This window comes from Burkholderia aenigmatica (genome assembly GCF_902499175.1).
GTDB lineage: Bacteria > Pseudomonadota > Gammaproteobacteria > Burkholderiales > Burkholderiaceae > Burkholderia > Burkholderia aenigmatica.
The window spans coordinates 38,873-57,093 of the sequence record NZ_CABVQC010000022.1 but is presented as its reverse complement, the minus strand read 5'-3'; the positions used below and the strand labels follow the sequence as shown (position 1 = coordinate 57,093).

The 18,221-nt window shown below is 66.7% G+C and carries 17 protein-coding genes; 10 read left to right on the top strand and 7 right to left on the bottom strand.

The window, feature by feature from the left end; translation table 11 throughout:
* Positions 1–45 precede the first annotated feature (45 nt).
* The 3 genes from BDO18943_RS17605 to BDO18943_RS17595 all read left to right on the top strand — a co-directional run bounded on the left by BDO18943_RS17605 (position 46) and on the right by BDO18943_RS17595 (position 3,906).
* Entirely contained in the window at positions 46–1,152 is a 1,107-nt protein-coding gene (locus tag BDO18943_RS17605; RefSeq protein ID WP_175023396.1) for a porin, read from the top strand.
* Positions 1,153–1,175: 23 nt separating this feature from the next.
* The gene (locus tag BDO18943_RS17600; RefSeq protein WP_175023431.1) at positions 1,176–2,252 is read left to right on the top strand and encodes a porin; all 1,077 of its coding nucleotides are present in this window, start codon (positions 1,176–1,178) and stop codon (positions 2,250–2,252) included.
* A gap of 220 nt (positions 2,253–2,472) precedes the next feature.
* Positions 2,473–3,906, top strand: a complete 1,434-nt coding sequence (locus tag BDO18943_RS17595; protein ID WP_175023395.1) for an outer membrane protein assembly factor BamB family protein — start codon at positions 2,473–2,475, stop codon at positions 3,904–3,906.
* Between the two features lie 362 nt (positions 3,907–4,268).
* Here BDO18943_RS17595 and BDO18943_RS17590 read toward each other — a convergent pair whose 3' ends face one another.
* The gene (locus BDO18943_RS17590) at positions 4,269–4,607 is read right to left on the bottom strand and encodes a hypothetical protein (RefSeq protein ID WP_175023394.1); all 339 of its coding nucleotides are present in this window, start codon (positions 4,605–4,607) and stop codon (positions 4,269–4,271) included.
* An 8-nt stretch (positions 4,608–4,615) separates the two neighbouring features.
* On the opposite strand from BDO18943_RS17590, the gene BDO18943_RS17585 reads away from it, so the two are divergent.
* Positions 4,616–5,539, top strand: coding sequence for a LysR family transcriptional regulator (locus BDO18943_RS17585; RefSeq protein WP_175023430.1), 924 nt, complete (start codon positions 4,616–4,618; stop codon positions 5,537–5,539).
* 303 nt (positions 5,540–5,842) lie between these two features.
* Here the strand turns inward: BDO18943_RS17585 and pdxR are convergent, their stop codons facing one another.
* Positions 5,843–7,354: a MocR-like pyridoxine biosynthesis transcription factor PdxR gene (gene pdxR / locus BDO18943_RS17580; RefSeq protein ID WP_175023393.1), complete on the bottom strand. Its 1,512-nt coding sequence runs from the start codon at positions 7,352–7,354 to the stop codon at positions 5,843–5,845.
* A gap of 123 nt (positions 7,355–7,477) precedes the next feature.
* On the opposite strand from pdxR, the gene BDO18943_RS17575 reads away from it, so the two are divergent.
* Positions 7,478–8,116 carry an FMN-binding negative transcriptional regulator gene (locus tag BDO18943_RS17575; RefSeq protein WP_175023392.1) on the top strand — a complete coding sequence of 213 codons (639 nt, stop codon included), beginning with the start codon at positions 7,478–7,480 and terminating at the stop codon, positions 8,114–8,116.
* Positions 8,117–8,171: 55 nt separating this feature from the next.
* Here the strand turns inward: BDO18943_RS17575 and BDO18943_RS17570 are convergent, their stop codons facing one another.
* On the bottom strand, positions 8,172–8,753 hold the full coding sequence (locus BDO18943_RS17570) for a thioredoxin family protein (RefSeq protein WP_175023391.1): 582 nt from the start codon (positions 8,751–8,753) through the stop codon (positions 8,172–8,174).
* Positions 8,754–8,980: 227 nt separating this feature from the next.
* On the opposite strand from BDO18943_RS17570, the gene BDO18943_RS17565 reads away from it, so the two are divergent.
* Together BDO18943_RS17565 and BDO18943_RS17560 are read left to right on the top strand one after the other, a co-directional pair.
* The gene (locus BDO18943_RS17565; RefSeq protein ID WP_043180749.1) at positions 8,981–9,721 is read left to right on the top strand and encodes a response regulator; all 741 of its coding nucleotides are present in this window, start codon (positions 8,981–8,983) and stop codon (positions 9,719–9,721) included.
* Entirely contained in the window at positions 9,718–11,040 is a 1,323-nt protein-coding gene (locus tag BDO18943_RS17560) for an ATP-binding protein (RefSeq protein WP_175023390.1), read from the top strand. Before BDO18943_RS17565 ends, BDO18943_RS17560 begins: the two co-directional genes overlap by 4 nt.
* A 72-nt stretch (positions 11,041–11,112) precedes the next feature.
* Here BDO18943_RS17560 and BDO18943_RS17555 read toward each other — a convergent pair whose 3' ends face one another.
* From BDO18943_RS17555 to BDO18943_RS17540, 4 genes are all read right to left on the bottom strand, one after another.
* Positions 11,113–11,724, bottom strand: coding sequence for an alpha/beta fold hydrolase (locus BDO18943_RS17555; RefSeq protein ID WP_175023389.1), 612 nt, complete (start codon positions 11,722–11,724; stop codon positions 11,113–11,115).
* A gap of 53 nt (positions 11,725–11,777) precedes the next feature.
* On the bottom strand, positions 11,778–12,524 hold the full coding sequence (locus BDO18943_RS17550; RefSeq protein ID WP_175023388.1) for a metallophosphoesterase family protein: 747 nt from the start codon (positions 12,522–12,524) through the stop codon (positions 11,778–11,780).
* A 110-nt stretch (positions 12,525–12,634) separates the two neighbouring features.
* The gene (locus BDO18943_RS17545; protein WP_175023387.1) at positions 12,635–13,171 is read right to left on the bottom strand and encodes a GNAT family N-acetyltransferase; all 537 of its coding nucleotides are present in this window, start codon (positions 13,169–13,171) and stop codon (positions 12,635–12,637) included.
* 12 nt (positions 13,172–13,183) lie between these two features.
* Positions 13,184–13,816, bottom strand: a complete 633-nt coding sequence (locus BDO18943_RS17540) for a LysE family translocator (RefSeq protein ID WP_175023386.1) — start codon at positions 13,814–13,816, stop codon at positions 13,184–13,186.
* A 302-nt stretch (positions 13,817–14,118) separates the two neighbouring features.
* Here BDO18943_RS17540 and BDO18943_RS17535 point away from each other — a divergent pair, with 302 nt between their 5' ends.
* From BDO18943_RS17535 to BDO18943_RS17525, 3 genes are all read left to right on the top strand, one after another.
* Positions 14,119–15,312 (top strand): porin, encoded by a 1,194-nt coding sequence (locus BDO18943_RS17535; RefSeq protein ID WP_043180738.1) that lies wholly within the window; start codon positions 14,119–14,121, stop codon positions 15,310–15,312.
* 75 nt (positions 15,313–15,387) lie between these two features.
* Positions 15,388–15,819: a GFA family protein gene (locus BDO18943_RS17530; RefSeq protein WP_175023385.1), complete on the top strand. Its 432-nt coding sequence runs from the start codon at positions 15,388–15,390 to the stop codon at positions 15,817–15,819.
* Between the two features lie 470 nt (positions 15,820–16,289).
* A complete protein-coding gene (locus tag BDO18943_RS17525) occupies positions 16,290–18,212 on the top strand; it encodes an SMP-30/gluconolactonase/LRE family protein (protein WP_175023384.1) in 1,923 nt (640 codons plus the stop codon).
* Positions 18,213–18,221: the final 9 nt, after the last annotated feature.

Here is an 18,221-nt window from a genome sequence, read left to right as displayed (position 1 = left end):
GTGAACATTTGATGAACGTCGGGGCGGCATTCATCGGAGAGAACGATGAGAAAGAGAATCTCGGTTGCTTTGTTGTTGGGGGGGCTCATGCCGGCAGCATGGGCGCAATCGAGCGTGACGTTGTATGGCCGCGTCGATGCGGGGCTCGAATACCTGAACCACGTCATGACGGCACCGGGTCAGACCGGCGCACGCTTCAGTGCGGAAGGCGGCGACTGGGGCACGAGCATGCTTGGCCTGCGCGGCAACGAGGATCTGGGTGGCGGGTTGTCCACGATATTCAATCTCGAAACCGCGCTGCAAGTGATGAACGGTACGACGGGAGGCGGGCGGCTCTTTTCGCGGCGTGCCTACGTCGGCCTGAAAGACGATACGTGGGGGCAACTCCAGGCGGGGCGCAACCTGTTCATCGATAGCGATGGCGTGTGGGCGTTCGACCCGTTCGTGCAGCAGGCGGTGTCGTCGGCGTCCCTCGTGCGCGGGCGCAACTGGCAGCAGACCAGCAATAACGTGGAATACCACAGCCCGGTTTTCCATGGCTTCGACGTGCAGGCGCAATACGCGTTCGGTAACCAGGCGAGCGGCTTCAACAACGGCGCATCGGGTGAGTTCGGCCGCTCGGACGGCGTCATGCTGACCTACCACTCGCCGTATTTCGACGTACGCGGCATGTACGATGAATTGCGCGATTCGACCGGCAAGTTCAGCAACATCTTCACGAGCTCCCGTGAATATTTCGTCGGCGGAAACGTGCGAATCCAGAAGTTCACGATTCAGACGGCCTGGACGCACTATTCCGCGCCGGACACGCCGGCCGGCCTCGCGGACACCGCAGATCATTTCTGGCTCGGTGCGACATGGCAGGCGAATGCCCAATGGGCGGTGACGGGCGCCGGCTACTACGTCCGCGTGCGCAGCGGCAACGGCGACGCGACACATGACCCTGCCGGCCACGCGATGCTGTACGCGCTCGGCACGACCTACAACCTGAGCAAGCGCACCTTCCTTTACGGCACGGTGGCTTATGTGCGTAACGGAAGCCACTCGGATTTCTCGGTATTCGCGACGCCGCTGGGCGCGACGCCGACCACCCATCCGCTCGACGGCGAATCGCAGGTCACGACGTATGTCGGCGTGATGCACACGTTCTGAAACGATAGATGAAGACGGCATCGATGATCGGCGTCAAGCGGTTCCGGCAGCGGCGCAACGGCGCTCGTTCGGTTTTTCGACAACGGGCGCAGGCGTGCGGTGCGTTGAGCATCCTGCTCGTTGCGCCGTCCCTCGGGTGGGCGCAGTCATCCGTGACCTTGTACGGCGTCATCGATACGAGCATCGAGATCACGAACCCCGGGGCGGGATGGGTGGCGCGGATGGACTCGGGTGCGTATCGCGGTTCGCGGATCGGCTTGCGCGGCCGCGAGCCGATCGGCGGCGGGACGAACATTCTGTTCGTGCTCGAGAACGGATTCGGCTCGGCCAATGGCACGCTCGATACGGCGGGCACGTTGTTCAACCGCCAGGCCTGGATCGGTGCGGGTGGCCCCTGGGGGGAAATGCGCGTCGGGCGGCAATACTCGCCGATCTATATCCCGTTCAAAGGCGAGATCGATGCATTTGGCGCGGGAACCATAGCGTCCGGGCTGAACAACTTCTCGAAGATCACGCCTTACGCGAGCAATGCGATCACCTACCTGTCACCGAACATCGCGGGCTTCGACGCAACGGTGATGATGTCGCTGCGCGCGGCGAGCGACAACGACGGCAACGGGCTCGCGGGCAACTTCGAAACGGTGTCGTACCAGTACGGGCCGGTGCGGCTCGCCTACGGACACCAGCAGACACACGGCAGCGGGGCATTGCGCGCGAATCTCGCCGGCGTGTCGTATCGGATCGACAAGGCCACCTTGTTTGCGGACTGGTTCAACGGGGCGGGCGGCAGTGCACCGATTTATCACAACGATGGTTTCGCGGTATCGCTGCGCTACGCGTTCGTGCCGAATCTCGATGCTTCGCTCGGCTATGCGTACGTGCGCGACCGTTCCGGCAGGGGCAACAACGCGGATCAGTTCAGTGCGATGTGCGATTACAGGCTATCGAAGACGTTGCAACTGTACGCGAGTGCGGGCTGGTTGCGGAATCGGAACAACGCGACCTTCACGCTGCGTGGCGTCAACGTAACCGGGCTCCCGCCATCGTGGCCCGGTGCGCTGGTGCGCGGTGTGCAGATCGGCATGATCGATCGTTTTTGAATGCGCTGACTCGCCAAAGTGAGCGTAGTGGCAAGGCAGGGATTGTCTACCGCTGTTTTATGGAGAGCTGAAAATGAAACGAGTCTTCTACAGGCAAGACGCGGATCGGCGCGCTTCGCCGCTATCCTGGCGCAACCCGGCTATCGCGACGGCCGTCGCTATCGTCAGCAGCCTCATCATTGCTGCTCCCGCTGCCGCACAAAGCGCGGGAGACTGGCCGATGGCCGGGCAGAATCTGCGCAATACCCGCAGCGCCGCGGGCGAACGCGCGATCGGCCTGAGCAACGTGGCGAAGCTGGCGCCACGCTGGTCGGTCGAGACGGACGGTAACGTGTCCGCCACGCCGACGGTAGCCGGTGGTGTCGTCTATGTTCCCGACTTCGGTGGCTCGTTATGGGCCGTCGATGCCGCGTCCGGACAGGTCAAGTGGCACAAGAAGGTCAGTGACTACAGCCAGATTCCCAACGATGCATCGCGCACCAGCCCCGCATACTGGAAAGGCACGTTGGTGATCGGCCAGGGCACGCAGATCGCCAACAATCCGACCGGCGCCTACATGCTGGGCATCAAGGCCGAAGACGGCGCGCCGCTGTGGCGTACGCAGGTCGATACGGACAAGTCCGCCATCATTACGAGTTCGCCGGTTATCGACAACGGGATCGTGTACGTCGGCGTATCGTCTCGCGCCGAGGCGCTGAAGGAAACGCCCCAGTATCGCGGCAGCGTCGTGGCGCTCGACGCGACGAGCGGCAAACTGCTGTGGAAGACGTACATGGTTCCGGAGGGCTACACCGGCGGTTCGGTCTGGGGCAACACGGCGGTCGTCGATCATGAAACCGGCTTGCTGTACGTGACGACCGGCAACAACTTCACCGTTCCGGAAGGGGTTTGCCGGTATCCGGGGCAAGAGAAGTGCAAGGCAGCCGTACCGGGCAATCATATCGACAGTTTCGTTGCATTGAACCTGAAGACGGGCAAGATCGCATGGGCCACCCGTACGTTGTCGGCCGACATGTCGACGAACTACGACCACGACGACGGCCCGGACTACGATTTCGGCTCGGGGCCCAACCTGTACACGACGACCGTCGGCGGGCACAAGCGCACGTTGCTCGGTGCCGGCCAGAAGAGCGGTGTCTACTGGGCACTTGATCCGAAGACGGGCAAGGTCGTCTGGCATGCCCAGGTCGGCCCCGGCAGCCTGCTCGGCGGCATGCTGTGGGGAACGGCCGCCGACGGCAAGCGCATCTACGTGTCGATCGGCAACCTGAATCACGCGTCCATCGACGTCAATTCACCGGCGGGGACGAAGACGACCAAGGGCGGCATCTGGGCCGCGGTCGACGCTGCAACCGGCAAGGTACTTTGGCGCACCGCCGATCCGCAGCAGATGATGGACACCGTTGCGATGTCCGAGGCCAACGGCGTGGTGTATGCCGGTTCGCTGGCGGGCAGTGGCGCCAACATGTATGCACTCGATGCGTCGACCGGCGAAATCAAGTGGAGCTTCGAGAGCGGTGGCGCCGTCGTGTCCGGTGCCGCGATCGTCGACGGTACGGTTTATTGGGGATCCGGCTATCACACCAAGATTCTCGGGCTGCCCTATGCCGGCGACAACCACAAGCTTTACGCGTTTTCGGTAGCGAAGCAGTAAGCCGCCGTTGCCGGGTGTCGCGGGACCACCCGCGCGAGTCGAGATCCGCGCTCGGGTACGAGCGTGGCATCGTCCGCGCGGGTGGCGAGCGTTCGCGCGAACAAGCGCGAACTCGTCTGGCACGAAGTGCAAGCGCTAAATCGAATCGGTTTGATTCCGTTTCTTTGGTGTTATTTCGACGCGAATACGTGTCAAATGTGTTGACCCGGCCACCGTGATGCCAGCGCACTGCGCACTGGGCTTCCATCGCTTGCACGATCGAGGACGGGCTCCCATTTTCAGATTCAAAGGACTGCAAACTTCATGAGCAATCGAAAACATGAAGTACCCGCTCCGCAGCTTAGCCAGCCGATCTTCAGCGATCAGCCCCCGCAGGCGGTGCTCGCGAACGTGCCGATGAAATAAGCGCCGGGTATCGGGCGCGGTCGCGTCGAGCTCGCCGGTTGCCGACACTTTCCCCACATTCCGTCAATCGAGTTCGAACTGTCGAGCGTCGTGACGTGTCCGTTGCAAAGAATGAGATCGAGCGCGAAATCGATGGCGCTCGCAAGCAATTCCTCATGTGATGAGTATTCGAAAAACGACTCGATGAGCGCGACCGCCTGCACGTCAATCAGCGTGACGAGCCGGCCCGCCAGTGCAGTCAACGACCGCGTTTGGACCGAGCCGGCCAGCGCGCCAGCACACAACCATCGATTCAATTCCCATGATGCAACACCTTCCTGATCTCGACGCCTGGGCCATCTTCGCGCGCGTCGCGGAAACCGGCTCGTTTGCAAAGGCCGCCGAGCTGATCGGCACGTCGCAGTCGACCGTGTCGAAGGCCATCGCACGCCTCGAGCAACGGCTCGGCACCATGCTGCTGTACCGGACGTCGCGCAGGGTGTCGCTGACCCCGACGGGCGATCTGCTGCGCGACCGTGCGCTCCGGCTGCTCGCGGATGCCGAACTCATCGAGAACGAAGCAACCGCTCAGGCGCTCGAGCCGCACGGCCTCGTGCGCGTGAATGCGCCGATGTCGTTCAGCCTCCGGCATCTCGCGCCCGTGCTGCCCGCGTTTCTCGAGCGCTACCCGAGCGTCGACATCGATCTCATGCTGAGCGACCATCTGGTCGACGTCGTGCCGGGTGGCTTCGACGTCGCGATCCGGATTGCCGAACTGAACGATTCGACGCTGCGCTTCCGCAGGCTCTGCGCAGTCCGCCGACCGCTCGTCGCTTCGCCTGCCTACCTGGACCGCTACGGACGTCCGGCTCACCCGCGCGATCTCGAGCGACATGTCTGCTTCACCTACACGAACCTGCCGACGCCGGGTTGCTGGCGGTTTCGGCACACCACGTCGGGTGAAAAATTTTCCGTACCGGTGAACGGACGCATTCGCACCAACAACGCCGACGTGATCCTGCCAGCACTGGTCGCGGGGTACGGCCTCGCGCTGCAGCCCGAATTCGTGGTGGTCGATGCGCTACGGGATGGCGAACTCGAGGAAGTGATGCACGACTGGAGGATCGCCGACATCAACGTCAACCTCGTGACGCCGCCCGGCATGCTGCGTACCGCGCGCGTCGCGGTGCTGCTCGACTATCTCGCCGACCAGTTCACGATCGCGCCCTGGGCGCCGCCTATGGGCTGAACGTCTGCGATCGCCAGGACGCGACATCTCGGCTTTGCGCTTGCACAACGTCATCCCCGGATTCAGGCGAGCCCAGTTACTTATGCGTGGTGTGCTCGACGGGGTAAGGTCGACCCCATTCGCAGCCATCTCTAGCGCCGCGCTTCGCGTGAGTCCGGCTACGGCGTGCGTGCTGACGTTGCACGCGCTCTGATGCATGGCGCCACGCGTCGCGGAGAGGCGGCACGATGGAGCTCGATGCGGCAGTCGCGCGGAGCGAAGAGGCGCGATCGTGACAAACGACACGCGTGCGCCAGCAACTTCTTACGGCACGCGCGGCTGCGTTTCCACTGACGACACCACATCCGCGAGCCGCTGCGCGGCCGCTTCCATCTGCGCCCGGCCGAATCCGCCGAAGCCCAGCACGAGCCCCGGGCGGGCCGTGCCCGGCGCGAACATCGGCGACACCGCGCGCACCGCGACGCCGGCTTGCGCGGCGCGCTCGACCACGTCGAGATCGTCGATCCCTTCCGCGAGCCACAGCACGACGTGCATCCCCTGGTCGCCCGGCTGCACCCACGCGCGTTCGCGCGGCAGCCGCGCACCCAGCGTGTCGATCAGCAGCGCGCGCTGCTCCGCATACACGCCGCGCACGCGGCGGATGTGGCGGTCGAGATGACCTTCCGCGATGAAGGCGGCCAGCACGTGCTGGTCCGCAGTCGGCACATGGCGATCCATCAGCGCACGCGCGCCGCAGAACGCGGGCACGAGATCGTCGGGTGCGATCACGTAGCCGAGCCGCAGCGACGGAAACAGGATCTTGCTGAACGTGCCGAGGTAGATCACGCGATCGGGGTCGAGCCCCTGCAGCGACGGGAACGGATAGCCTTCGTAGCGCAGCTCGCTGTCGTAATCGTCCTCGACCACCCACGCGCGCCGCGCACGCGCCCACGCGAGCAGCGCGTTGCGCCGCGCCATGCTGAGCGGCATGCCGAGCGGATACTGGTGCGACGGCGTGACGAATGCGGCACGCGCATCCGGTGCGACGCGGATGCCGGCCTCGACGTCGATGCCGTCGGCGTCGACCGGCACCCGCACCATCGCGTCGTGCCGCCCCGTGCTGTCGAGCAGCGCGGTGATGCCGCGATAGGCGGGATTTTCGACCCACGCCTGATCGTCCGGGCCGAGCAGCACCTGGCTCGCGAGATGCAGCCCCTGCTGCGTGCCGCTCGTGATCACGACCTGGCCGGCATGGCAGCGCACCGAGCGCGATCGGCGCACGTAGTCGGCAATCGCTTCGCGCAGCGGCAGCGTGCCTTGCGGATCGGCATAGCCGGACGGCGCGCCGGCGCCGCGTGCGCGCAGGCGGTTGCCGAGCCGGCGCCAGATGTCGTCGGGCGCGGTGAGGCCGATCGGCACCGAGATCGCGAACGGCATGGCCGGCAGCGGACGGAATTCGCTGGCGATCCGCGCGAAGGTGGCAGCCGGCTCGGGCAGCCCGGCGTGCGCCGGCGGGCGGCGGGTGGGCGGTTCGGCGGGATGGACGGGCGGTGGCTCCGCGAGCGCGAGCGCGTTCGCGACCCGCGTGCCCGCACCGCCGCGCGATTCGAGAAAGCCTTCGGCGACGAGTTGCGCATACGCATCGACGACGGTGCCGCGCGCCACCTGCAGCGCCGCGGCCAGCAGCCGCGTGGACGGCAGTGCGTCGCCCGGCCGGACGTCGCCGCGCCGCACGGCTTCGCGCAGCGCCTGCGCGAGCTGGCGGCTCAGGTCGCCGGCCGCGCGGTCAAGCGCGCCGAGCGACGGGATGTCGACGTTCCGGGCCGTTCTTGCCATGATTCTGGTCTGCTGAAATTGTTCCAAACCGGCTCTACAGCATAAACCAGTTTGGAGCCACAATCGACGCATGCCAGGCCATGGCCTGATTCATTCCAACCCCCACACGACCGTGGAGCCGACATGTACGTCCCCGCCGAATTCAACGAACCCAACCCCGACGCGCTGCGCGAGCTGATCGTGCAGCATCCGTTCGGCAGCCTGATCACGCACGGCAAGAGCGGGCTCGACGCGAACCACATCCCGTTCGAGCTGCTGCCCGGCGATGGCGGGCTCGGCGAACTGCACGCGCACGTCTCGCGCGCGAATCCGGTCTGGCAGGACGTCGCGAACGGCGACGAGGTGCTCGTGATCTTCCGCGCGGGGGACGCGTATATCTCGCCGACCTGGTATCCGAGCAAGCATGTGGCGCACCGGCAGGTGCCGACGTGGAACTACGTGGTCGTGCATGCGCACGGCCGCATCACGGTACGCGACGACGAGAAGTTCGTGCGCGGCGTGGTTGCCCGGCTGACGCGCACGCACGAGGCATCGCAGCCGGCGCCGTGGAAGATGGGCGACGCGCCGGCGGATTATCTCGACGAGATGCTGCAGTCGATCGTCGGGCTGCAGATCGAGATCACGCGCCTCGTCGGCAAGCGCAAGCTCGGGCAGAACAAGGACGAGGCCGATATCCGCGGCGCGGGCGACGCGCTGGTCGCGAACGGCAACCTCGCGATCGGGGAAGCGATGATCGAGGCGGCCGACGCGAAGCGCGGGTGAACGCAACCGATTCGCGGGCCCGCGCGGGCGAGTGCCACGCCCGCGCGTGGGTCCGTTACTGCGTGCGCGTCGTGCCCTTCGCGCTTTCACCGGCCTGCGCGAGCGCACCGCGAATCGCGGCCTCGGTCTTGTCGTACTCGCCTTCGCCATAGCGCGTATAGACGACCTTCCCGTTCGCGTCGATCAAATACAGCGCGGGCCAGTACTGGTTGCCGTACGCACGCCACGTGTCGTAGCGGTTGTCCTGCGCGACCGGATAGCGGATGCCGAAGCGCTTGATCGCATCGGCGACGTTGCCCGCGTCGCGCTCGAACGGATACTCGGGCGTATGCACGCCGACCACGACGAGCCCCTGGTCGCGGTACTTCCGGTCCCACTCCTTCACGTACGGAATCGTATGAATGCAGTTGATGCACGAGTACGTCCAGAAATCGACGAGCACGACCTTGCCGCGCAACTGGCCGAGCGTCAGCGGCGTGGTGTTGTGCCAGCGGTCGATGCCGGTGAAATCGGGCGCTGCGGTACCGGCCTGCGAAGTCGGCATGCCCGCGTCGTCGCGGGTGCCCGCGAAGGCGGCGAGCCCGGCCGTGGCGGCCAGGGCGATGACGAGGGCGGCGATCTTGAGTCGGGGCAGCATGGCGTTCTCCTGAGCGGGAGGCCGCCGCTCGAAGGCGGTGGCCGGACGGGTTTCGACAGGCCCCATTAGGCGGCGCCGACGTATCTGCGATGTGTCCGGCGAGCCACGCGTGTGCAATGTTGTGTGTCGTCACGGCGGCGCGATACATTGGGATACAAACGCATGCCCGCCGTGCGGTATAAAAGCGGACATCGCCTGCCCGAACACCTCGACACCGACAACGACTCATGGACAAGATCGACCACGTGCTGATCGTCGACGACGATCGCGCGATCCGCGAACTGATCGCGGATTATCTGGAGAAGAACGGCATGCGCGTGTCGCTGGCCGCAAACGGCCGCGAGATGCGCAACGTGCTGGACGACGGCGCGCCCGACCTGATCGTGCTCGACCTGATGCTGCCGGGCGAGGACGGCCTCGCGCTGTGCCGCGACCTGCGCGCCGGCAAGTTCCGGACTGTGCCCGTGCTGATGCTGACCGCGCGCGGCGAGGAAACCGATCGCATCATCGGCCTCGAGATGGGCGCCGACGATTACCTGGCCAAGCCGTTCGCGGTGCGCGAGCTGCTCGCGCGGATCCGCTCGGTGCTGCGCCGCGCGCGCATGCTGCCGCCCGGCATGCAGGTGACGGAAACAGCGGAGCTGCTCGCGTTCGGCGAATGGCGGCTCGACACGACCGGGCGCCACCTGCTCGATGCGGAGGGCACGCTGGTTGCGCTGAGCGGCGCCGAATACCGGCTGCTGCGCGTGTTTCTCGACAACCCGCAACGTGTGCTGACACGCGACCAGTTGCTCAATCTTACGCAGGGGCGGCAGTCCGACCCGTTCGACCGGTCGATCGACCTGCTCGTGAGCCGGCTGCGCCAGCGCCTGCGCGACGGCGCGCGCGAACCGCGCTACATCAAGACGCTGCGCAACGAGGGCTATGTGTTCTCGTCGGCCGTGACCGCCGTCGACGGTACGCCATGAGCGCGCGCATGCCGTGGCACTGGCCGCGCTCGCTGTTCGCGCGGCTCGCGCTGATCCTGTGCGTGGGCCTCGCGCTTGCGCAGACGCTGTCGTTCTGGCTCACCGTGACCGAGCGCGACCAGGCGACCACCAACCTGATGATGGGCTACATCGAGCGCGAGGTCGCGAGCTCGGTCGCGCTGCTCGACCACCTGCCGCCGGCCGAGCGGGCCGCGTGGCTGCCGCGCCTCGCGCGGCGCAGCTATGCGTTCATCCTCGGGCCCGGCGAGACCGGCACGCCGCCGGAAGCGCGGCTGTCGGCGCGTGTCGAGCGCTCGATCTCCGACGGCATCGGCGGCGACTACCCGCTGACCGCGAACGCGATCCCCGGCGACCGCGAACATCTGCAGGTGCATCTGCGCCTGACCGACGGGTCGCCGCTGACGATCGACATCCACCCGATGTCGACGGTGCCGCTGTCGGGCTGGCTGCCGGTCGTGCTCGCGCTGCAGCTCGCGGTGCTGGCCGCGTGCTGCTGGCTCGCGGTGCGGCTCGCGACGCGGCCGCTCAAGCAGCTCGCGCAAGCCGCCGATGCGCTCGGCCCCGATCTGAAGGGCGAGCGGCTGAACGAGGGCGGGCCGTCGGAAGTCGCGCGCGCCGCCCGGGCGTTCAATGCGATGCAGGATCGCATCGCGCAGTACATGGCCGAGCGCATGCAGATTCTCGCGTCGATCTCGCACGACCTGCAGACGCCGATCACGCGGATGCGCTTGCGCGCTGACATGATGGACGACGACGTGCAGGGCGCGAAGCTGCGCCAGGACCTGCTCGAGATGGAGCATCTGGTGAAGGAGGGCGTCGCGTACGCGCGGACGCTGCACGGCACCGAGGAGGCCGCGCGCCGCATCGATCTCGATGCGCTGCTCGACAGCATCGTGTGCGACTACACGGATGCGGGGCAGGACGTCGCGCTGCACAGCCGCGCGCCGCTCGCGCTCGTCACGCGGCCGAAGGCGCTGCGGCGCATCGTCGGCAACCTCGTCGACAACGCGCTGAAGTTCGCGGGCGCGGCCGAGATCGACGTGCACGCCGCGCCGGATGGCGGCGCGGTGATCGCCGTGCTCGACCGCGGGCCCGGCATTCCGGACGATCAGCTCGACGCGGTGTTCGAGCCGTTCCGGCGCGTGGAGACGTCGCGCAATCGCGAGACGGGCGGCACGGGGCTCGGCCTGGCGATCGCGCGGCAACTCGCGCTCGCGATGGGCGGCACGCTCACGCTGAACAACCGGACGGACGGCAGCGGGCTCGAGGCACGGCTCACATTGAGGAGTGTGGTGTGACGGGATGCGGCGCGTGAGCGCCGCGGTTTCAGGGGCGTGTCGAAACTGAAGCCGAAGCCGAAGCGCGCGACCTCACACGCGCTGCAGATGCGCATCGACGAGCGGTGCGAGCGTGGACGCATGCACGGCCGCGAGATCGTGCCGGCCGCCCGGCACGACATGCAGTTGTGCATCGTGTAGCCGTTCGAGCAGGCGCCGGCCGGCCGCGACGGGGCTGATCGGATCGTCGTCACCCCACAGCAGCAGCGTCGGCTGCGCGATGCGGCCGATTTCTTGCGACAGGTCGGCATGGAACGTCAGGAACCAGTCGGGAAGCTGCGGGTTGGCTTCCGCGAAACCGGTGCGCCAGTCCTGCGCGCCGAGCCCTGCCATGTCGAGTCCGCCGGACGTGACCGTCAGCACGAGGTGCGTGATCAGTTCGGGCTTGTCGAGCGCCGCGCGCATCGCGATCACGCCGCCCATCGATTGCGCGATCACGGCGGTCGGCCGGTCGATCGTGTCCAGCACGCGGCGCACGAGGCTGTCGAAATCGTCGACGGCCGGATCGTGCGGCGTGTCGCCGAAGCCCGGATAGCTGACGATCCGGCGCTCGGCCGGATGTGTCAGGAGGCTGGCGAGCGGTTGCCAGAAGGCGGTGCTGCCCGATGCGCCGGGCAGGAAAAGCAGTTGCGACGGAACGGGCATGGCGGTGCGGTTTTCCGGTGAACGAAGCGAAGCGGGACGATGGGGCGGGCGTATCAGCAACGGCCGGTGCGCAGCGCGACGACCCAGTCGTCGCGGCCGCGCGTGGCCGCGGTGGCCGCTGCCGTGTGCCAGTCGTATTCGACCGCATGGAATTCGACGTTCCAGCCGGCCGCCGTGCGCGACACCATCGCGTAGCGCGCATGCGGCGAACCCGTTTCGATGCGGTGCGGATGCGGCAGGTCGTCCGTGTACGCCTGCAGCCCGACGCTGCCCGGGTTGACGATCAGCCGGCCGTCGTCGAGCTTTGCCGTCCGCGGGATGTGCGTGTGGCCGCACAGGATCAGTGACGCCGGTGCGTCGCCCGCGCGCCGCGAGATTTCATCGGGCGTGGCCGCACGGCAGCCGTCGGGCGTGACCGTTTCGAGGAAATAGACGAGGTCGCTGTCCGGCGTGCCGTGCACCATCAACACGTCGTCGCCGAGCATCGCGCGTTCGGGCAGCGCAGCGATCCAGTCGAGATGATCGGCGCGCAGCGTGTCGTGCGCCCAGCGATCCGACAGCCGCATCGACTCGCGATCACCGGTGAGCAGTTGCCGTTCGTGGTTGCCCTTGATGGTCGGCAGGTCGAGCGCGATCAGGCGGTCGGCCGTTTCGGCCGGATGGAGCGCGCCCGACAGGATGTCGCCAAGATTGACGATCACATCGGCACCGCGGCGGCGGACGTCGTCGAGCACGGCGTCGAGCACGGCGTCGAGTGCGGCGAGGTTGCCGTGGATGTCGGACAGCGCGGCGATTTTCATGGCGGATCGTCGTGGACGGAAACGGCGATTGTCCCCAATTCGGCGCAGGCCGTCCAATGGCGTGCGCCTGTGCAGCCGTGAGCGGGTTGACGTGAAGCCGCGGGGGCGCGTCAGTCGGTCGCGAGGCGCGCGTACATCGCGAAATCGCCCGGCGTGCCGCGCACGATCTTGTACGCGCGCAACAGCCCTTCGTAGCGGTAGCCGCACTTTTGCAGCACGCGCGCGGAGCCCGCGTTGCTGGTCAGCACGACGGCCTGCATGCGCATGAAGCCGCCGTCCGCGAATGCCCACGCGGTGACGGCCGCGCACAGCGCGCTCGCGATCCCGCGCCCCCAGTGCGACGGCGCGAGATCGTATGCGATCTCCGCCGAGCGGTTCACGGTGGACACGGTATGCAGGCCGATCGTCCCGGCGCGTGCGCCCGATGCATCGTCGATCACGGCAAGGCGCCGGATCGAATCCGGGTCGGTCGACTCGATGGCGTCGAACAGCGGCAGCAGATCGTCGGGCGAGCGCAGGTTCCAGCTCGTGTGGCGGAAGACGTCGGGGTTCGTCAGATACGCGTGCCACGCGTCGAGGTCGGCGCGTTCGAGCTGGCGTAGCGACAGGCCGGGAAAGCCGGAGCGGGGCGGTGCAGCGATTCTCATCGGTATCCGCTCCTATGCCGCGTGACGCCGGTACAGCGCGAGCGACCCGGCGAGCGCGAGCAGCATCGCGCCGCACGTGCGTTCGAGCCACAGCGCACCCGCGCGCTTCAGCAGCCGCACCGCGCGTGCGCCGAGCAGCGCGTAGCCGAACATCACCGCACCGTCGAGCAGCGCGAACGTGACCGCGAGCGCGATGTATTGCGGCGCGAGCGGCGCGGACGGATCGAGGAACTGCGGCAGGAAGGCGGAGAAGAACAGATAGCCCTTCGGGTTCGTCACCGCGGTGAGGAAGCTCTTCGCGAAGATCGACGCGTTGCGCCCGGATGCCGCGCTGTCGTGCGCGGCGGCGACGTCGAGCGACCCCTTCGACATCAGCAGCCGGACGCCGACATAGGCGAGGTACGCGGCGCCGAGCCACTTCACCACCGAGAACCAGAACGCCGACGCCATCAGCAGCGCGCCGAGGCCGAGCGCGACCGCGACGATCAGCACGAAGTCGGACAGCATCGCTCCCGCGAAGCCGTAGGCCGCGCGGCGCACGCCGTAGCGCGAGCCGTTGGTCAGCGCGAGCAGCACGGTCGGGCCGGGTGTCGCGATGCCGACGAAGGCGACGGCGGCGAAGATCAGCAAGGTCGTTTCATGCATGAAGGCTCTCCCGATGGGCGGCGCGCGTTCGATTATCGGCTGCGCCCGCCCGGGCTGTACAGGGACGGCGCACGGCGCATACGGCCCCCGTTCCACTATCTCGATTTTGGAAACAAACTGTTTTCATTATTCCGCTTTCGACCGGAACCGGTTCCATTTACCATGACGGCCGCAGCGGGCATACCCGCCGCGCCGCCGCGCGCGCGTCACCGGCCTCGCACCGCCGGTGGATCTCGCCGCCCGCGCGCTACTCGCAACTGACAGCCAGAACAACGGGTTCACCGCCCGGAGACACGACAATCATGAACAAGCAACTGATTGCAGCCCCGCTGCTGCTCTCGCTCGCGGGCATCGCCGCCGCGCAAAGCTCCGTCACGCTGTACGGCATCGTCGATGCGGGCGTGACCTATCGCAGCAACGAGCGGGTCGGCTCGGCGGGCGCGTACACTGGCCATTCGGACGTCGCGCTCACGACCGGCAACCTGTCCGGCAGTCGCTGGGGCATCAAGGGTTCCGAGGATCTCGGCGGCGGGCTGCGCGCGCTGTTCGTCCTCGAGAACGGCTTCGACATCACGAACGGCACGTCGGGCCAGGGCGGCCGCCAGTTCGGCCGCCAGGCGTTCGTCGGTCTCGGCAGCGATCGCTACGGCACCGTCTCGCTCGGCCGCCAGTACACGTCGCTCGACGACTTCGTGAGCCCGGTCGGCCCATCGTCGTACATCGGCGGCTTCGGCGCGCACCCAGGCGATATCGACGACCTCGACCAGACCGCGCGTGTCGACAGCTCGATCAAGTACACGAGCGCCAACTACTCGGGCTTCACGTTCGGCGCGCTGTACGGCTTCGGCAGCCAGCCGGGCAGCATGAAGCAGCGCAACACGTGGAGCGTCGGCGCCGGTTACGCGGCAGGCCCGCTGCGCGTCGGGGTCGGCTTCGAGCGTTCGGACAACAGCAAGACGGGCGCGACCGACCCGACGACCGGCAAGTGGCAGAGCACCGACGACGGGCTGTTCAACTCGTCGATCAACGAAGGCTATGCGAGCGCGCAATCGCAGCAGATCATCGCGACCGGCGCGACCTACGACTTCGGCCCGGCCGTCGTCGGCGTGGACTACAGCAACGTGCAGTACCGCAGCGGCGGCCAGTCGCTGTTCACGGGCCACGCGACGTTCAACGTCGTGGGCGTGTTCACGCGCTGGAACGTGCGCCCGCAGACGCAACTGTTCGCGGGCTACAGCTACACGCGCGGCAGCGATGTCGATGGCGTGGACGACCGCGCGCAGTATCACAACGTCACGCTCGGCGCCGTCTATGACCTGTCGAAGCGCACCAGCGTGTACCTGCTCGGCGCGTACCAGCATGCGTCGGGCATGACGCTCGACGCGATGGGCCGGCCGGTGGCGGCGACCGCGTCGGTGTCCGACAAGGCGAACGGCCACTCGTCCGATTCGCGGTCGCAGGCCATCGTCAGCCTCGGCCTGCGCCAGAAGTTCTGACGCGCAGCGATCGTTGCGGCTGCAACGTTGCCCGCATGCTCCTATACTGTCGCCTCCTTTCTTCGAGGAGACGACATGACCCGAACGCATTCCGCGAGTTGCCTGTGCGGCACCGTCACCGTGACGCTGCGCGGCGAGCCGGCGGCGCGCGCGAACTGCCATTGCGCGACCTGCCGCGATTTCTACGGCACGCCGGTGCTGTCCGCGACCGCGTGGCCGCCGGAGCAGGTGGCCGTCGAAGGCGGCCACGCGACGTTCCCGCATCCGGCGAAGTCGATGTCGCGCACGTACTGTGCGTCGTGCGGCGAGATCGTGTTCGGCACCAACCGGCTCGGCATGCGTGTCGTGCCGAACAGCCTGGCCGCGCGTGCGCACGGCGGGCAGTTGCCCGGCGACCTGCAGCCGACGATGCACCTGTTCTACCGGCATCGCGTGATCGACGTCGTCGACGCGCTGCCGAAATTCGTCGACGGCTGGGACGGCCCGACGTTCGACGACGCGAGCTGATCGATCGCGGCCGCGTGCCGGCATGGCCGGCGCGCGGTTCTGGTTTGCTTTGCCGTCTCCCGCTTTTTCCTTCCTTCTTCCCTTTCTTCCGCCGCATGCCGCTGCGCTGAATCGCGACAACGCGATTGCGCCGGATAATATTTTTCTCCTTTCATTTTAATTTCGATTTGTAATCATTGAGCCCATTCCGGGGAATGAAAAAGGCAATGCGGACATTTCAGAAAAAATGACGCATGTGCATTGATCGGCCCGGAAGAAAATGCCGGGGAAAAAGCACTGAAACCGTGCGGCCGGCCAGCTGTTGCGGCGCGGTGAGCGGGTTTGACCATCGTTGACGGAAAAGCGCCGGACGGCAAAAGGAACGGCGTGAATAATTCGGGGTGACGGCGAATGCACTTTAGCCGGAATCACCAATATTTCATGCGCCGCGATTTACAGTGTCGACAATTGAATGTTCGGGAGCATTATTCATGTCAATGAAACAAATTCGGGCGGCGTTGCTGGGAATGTGCATGGCGATGCTGGCGCCGGCGAGTCACGCGCAGGTGCAATACTCGACCGACTGGCTCGCGAACACGTACGGCACGCTGGCCCAGCACGTCGGCAATGCGGCGCGCTCGATGTGGGTCGCGCCCGAGGGCGTGATCTACACGGCGTCGCGCTGGGACGAGAACGCGGGCGGCGTCGCGCTCTACCAGAACGGCCAGCCGATGGGCACGATCGGCATCCACGACGAATTCCAGGGCGGCGCGATTACCGGCAACGCGACGTCGATCTTCGTCGCGCTCGGCTACAACCGCACCTTCGGCAGCGGCTCGGTGGGCCGCTACAACCGCAGCACGAACAAGCGTGACCTGCGCATCCCGGTCAGCACGTGGACGGGCCTCCCGAACCCGGACGTGATCACCGGCCTCGCGACGGCCGGCAACCTGCTGTACGCGAGCGATTTCTACGGCAACCGCGTGCGTGTGTATACGACCGACGGCGTCTGGCAGCGCGACATCGGCGTGACCGGGCCCGGCGCGCTGGCGCTCGATGCGGCGGGCAACCTGTGGGTCGCGCGCATGGGCGCGGGCGTGGTCGTGCAGTACAGCGCGACCGGCACGCTGATGAACACGATCCAGATGGCGGCCGGCGCGCGGCCGTCGGCGCTGTATTTCGACGCGTCGACGGGGCAGTTGCTGGTGGGCGACCAGGGCCGCGACATGAACATCAAGATCTACAGCCTCGCCGGGTTGCCGCAGCAGATCGGCACGTTCGGCGTGCAGGGCGGCTATCTCGACACGACCTCGGGCATCAAGGGGCAGGTGGGCGACAAGCGCTTCACGCGCGTGGTCGGCATCGGCAAGGATTCAGGCGGCAACCTGTACGTGCTCAACAACGCGTGGGGCGGCGGCTGGGATCTCGGGCGCAACGGCAGCACCGACCTGCATTCGTACAGCCCGACGGGCGCGCTGCAATGGAAGCTGCAGGCGCTGAACTTCGAGGCGATCGCCGCACCCGACCCGGCGACGGACGGCGCGTTCTTCTACAGCGGCAACAACGTGTACACGGGCTCGGCGGGCGGCACGTTCGTCGCGAACACGGTCGATCCGTTCACCTATCCGAAGGATCCGCGTCTCGACATGAACGACTATCAGCGCGGCCAGCACTTCGGCCAGCTCGTGATGGTCGGCGGCAACCGGATTCTCGTCGCGTCGGGCCAGAATCCCGGCAACTTCAATTTCTATTACTTCACGCCGGCGACCGGCTACATCGCGAATCCGGCGGGCTCGCTGCCGGGCAAGCCGTTCAACACGACGTTGCAGGTCACGACCGGTTTCGATATCGATGGCAACGGCGATGTATGGGCCGGGCTGAACGGCTCCAACGCGATTACCCGCTATCCGATGACGGGCTTCGACGCGACCGGCAAGCCGTCATGGGGCAAGCCGGTGACGACGCCCGTGCCGAGCACCGTGGCGCCGACCACGCGCATCGTCTACCAGGCAGACAGCGACACGATGATTCTCGCGCAGGGCCTCGCGAACAACTGGGACTGGACCGCGATGAACGGGCACATCGAGGTCTATCACGGCTGGAAGAACGGCAACACGACCGCGCCGAACCCGGTGATCAACCTGACCAGTGCGAACCCGAAATCGATCGCGGCGGCCGGCCACTACCTGTTCGTCGGCTATGTGCACACCGTGCCGAACGTCGACGTGTTCGATCTCAACACGGGCGCGCTCGTCACGACGCTGACCAACTCGAACACGTTGGCGATGGACGTCGGCAACGACGTCGACTCGATGTACGGGATCCGCGCGTATCTGCGCTCGACCGGCGAATACGTGATCACGAAGGACAACTACAACGGCACGAGCATGATCGTGTATCGCTGGCATCCGTGAACGGGCAGG

Coding starts and splice junctions, on each gene's coding strand:
- BDO18943_RS17605 (WP_175023396.1), top strand. CDS start 46: ATGAGAAAGAGAATCTCGGTTGCTTTGTTGTTGGGGGGGCTCATGCCG.
- BDO18943_RS17600 (WP_175023431.1), top strand. CDS start 1,176: ATGATCGGCGTCAAGCGGTTCCGGCAGCGGCGCAACGGCGCTCGTTCG.
- BDO18943_RS17595 (WP_175023395.1), top strand. CDS start 2,473: ATGGCCGGGCAGAATCTGCGCAATACCCGCAGCGCCGCGGGCGAACGC.
- BDO18943_RS17585 (WP_175023430.1), top strand. CDS start 4,616: ATGCAACACCTTCCTGATCTCGACGCCTGGGCCATCTTCGCGCGCGTC.
- pdxR (WP_175023393.1), bottom strand. CDS start 7,354: ATGGCAAGAACGGCCCGGAACGTCGACATCCCGTCGCTCGGCGCGCTT.
- BDO18943_RS17575 (WP_175023392.1), top strand. CDS start 7,478: ATGTACGTCCCCGCCGAATTCAACGAACCCAACCCCGACGCGCTGCGC.
- BDO18943_RS17570 (WP_175023391.1), bottom strand. CDS start 8,753: ATGCTGCCCCGACTCAAGATCGCCGCCCTCGTCATCGCCCTGGCCGCC.
- BDO18943_RS17565 (WP_043180749.1), top strand. CDS start 8,981: ATGGACAAGATCGACCACGTGCTGATCGTCGACGACGATCGCGCGATC.
- BDO18943_RS17560 (WP_175023390.1), top strand. CDS start 9,718: ATGAGCGCGCGCATGCCGTGGCACTGGCCGCGCTCGCTGTTCGCGCGG.
- BDO18943_RS17555 (WP_175023389.1), bottom strand. CDS start 11,724: ATGCCCGTTCCGTCGCAACTGCTTTTCCTGCCCGGCGCATCGGGCAGC.
- BDO18943_RS17550 (WP_175023388.1), bottom strand. CDS start 12,524: ATGAAAATCGCCGCGCTGTCCGACATCCACGGCAACCTCGCCGCACTC.
- BDO18943_RS17545 (WP_175023387.1), bottom strand. CDS start 13,171: ATGAGAATCGCTGCACCGCCCCGCTCCGGCTTTCCCGGCCTGTCGCTA.
- BDO18943_RS17540 (WP_175023386.1), bottom strand. CDS start 13,816: ATGCATGAAACGACCTTGCTGATCTTCGCCGCCGTCGCCTTCGTCGGC.
- BDO18943_RS17535 (WP_043180738.1), top strand. CDS start 14,119: ATGAACAAGCAACTGATTGCAGCCCCGCTGCTGCTCTCGCTCGCGGGC.
- BDO18943_RS17530 (WP_175023385.1), top strand. CDS start 15,388: ATGACCCGAACGCATTCCGCGAGTTGCCTGTGCGGCACCGTCACCGTG.
- BDO18943_RS17525 (WP_175023384.1), top strand. CDS start 16,290: ATGTCAATGAAACAAATTCGGGCGGCGTTGCTGGGAATGTGCATGGCG.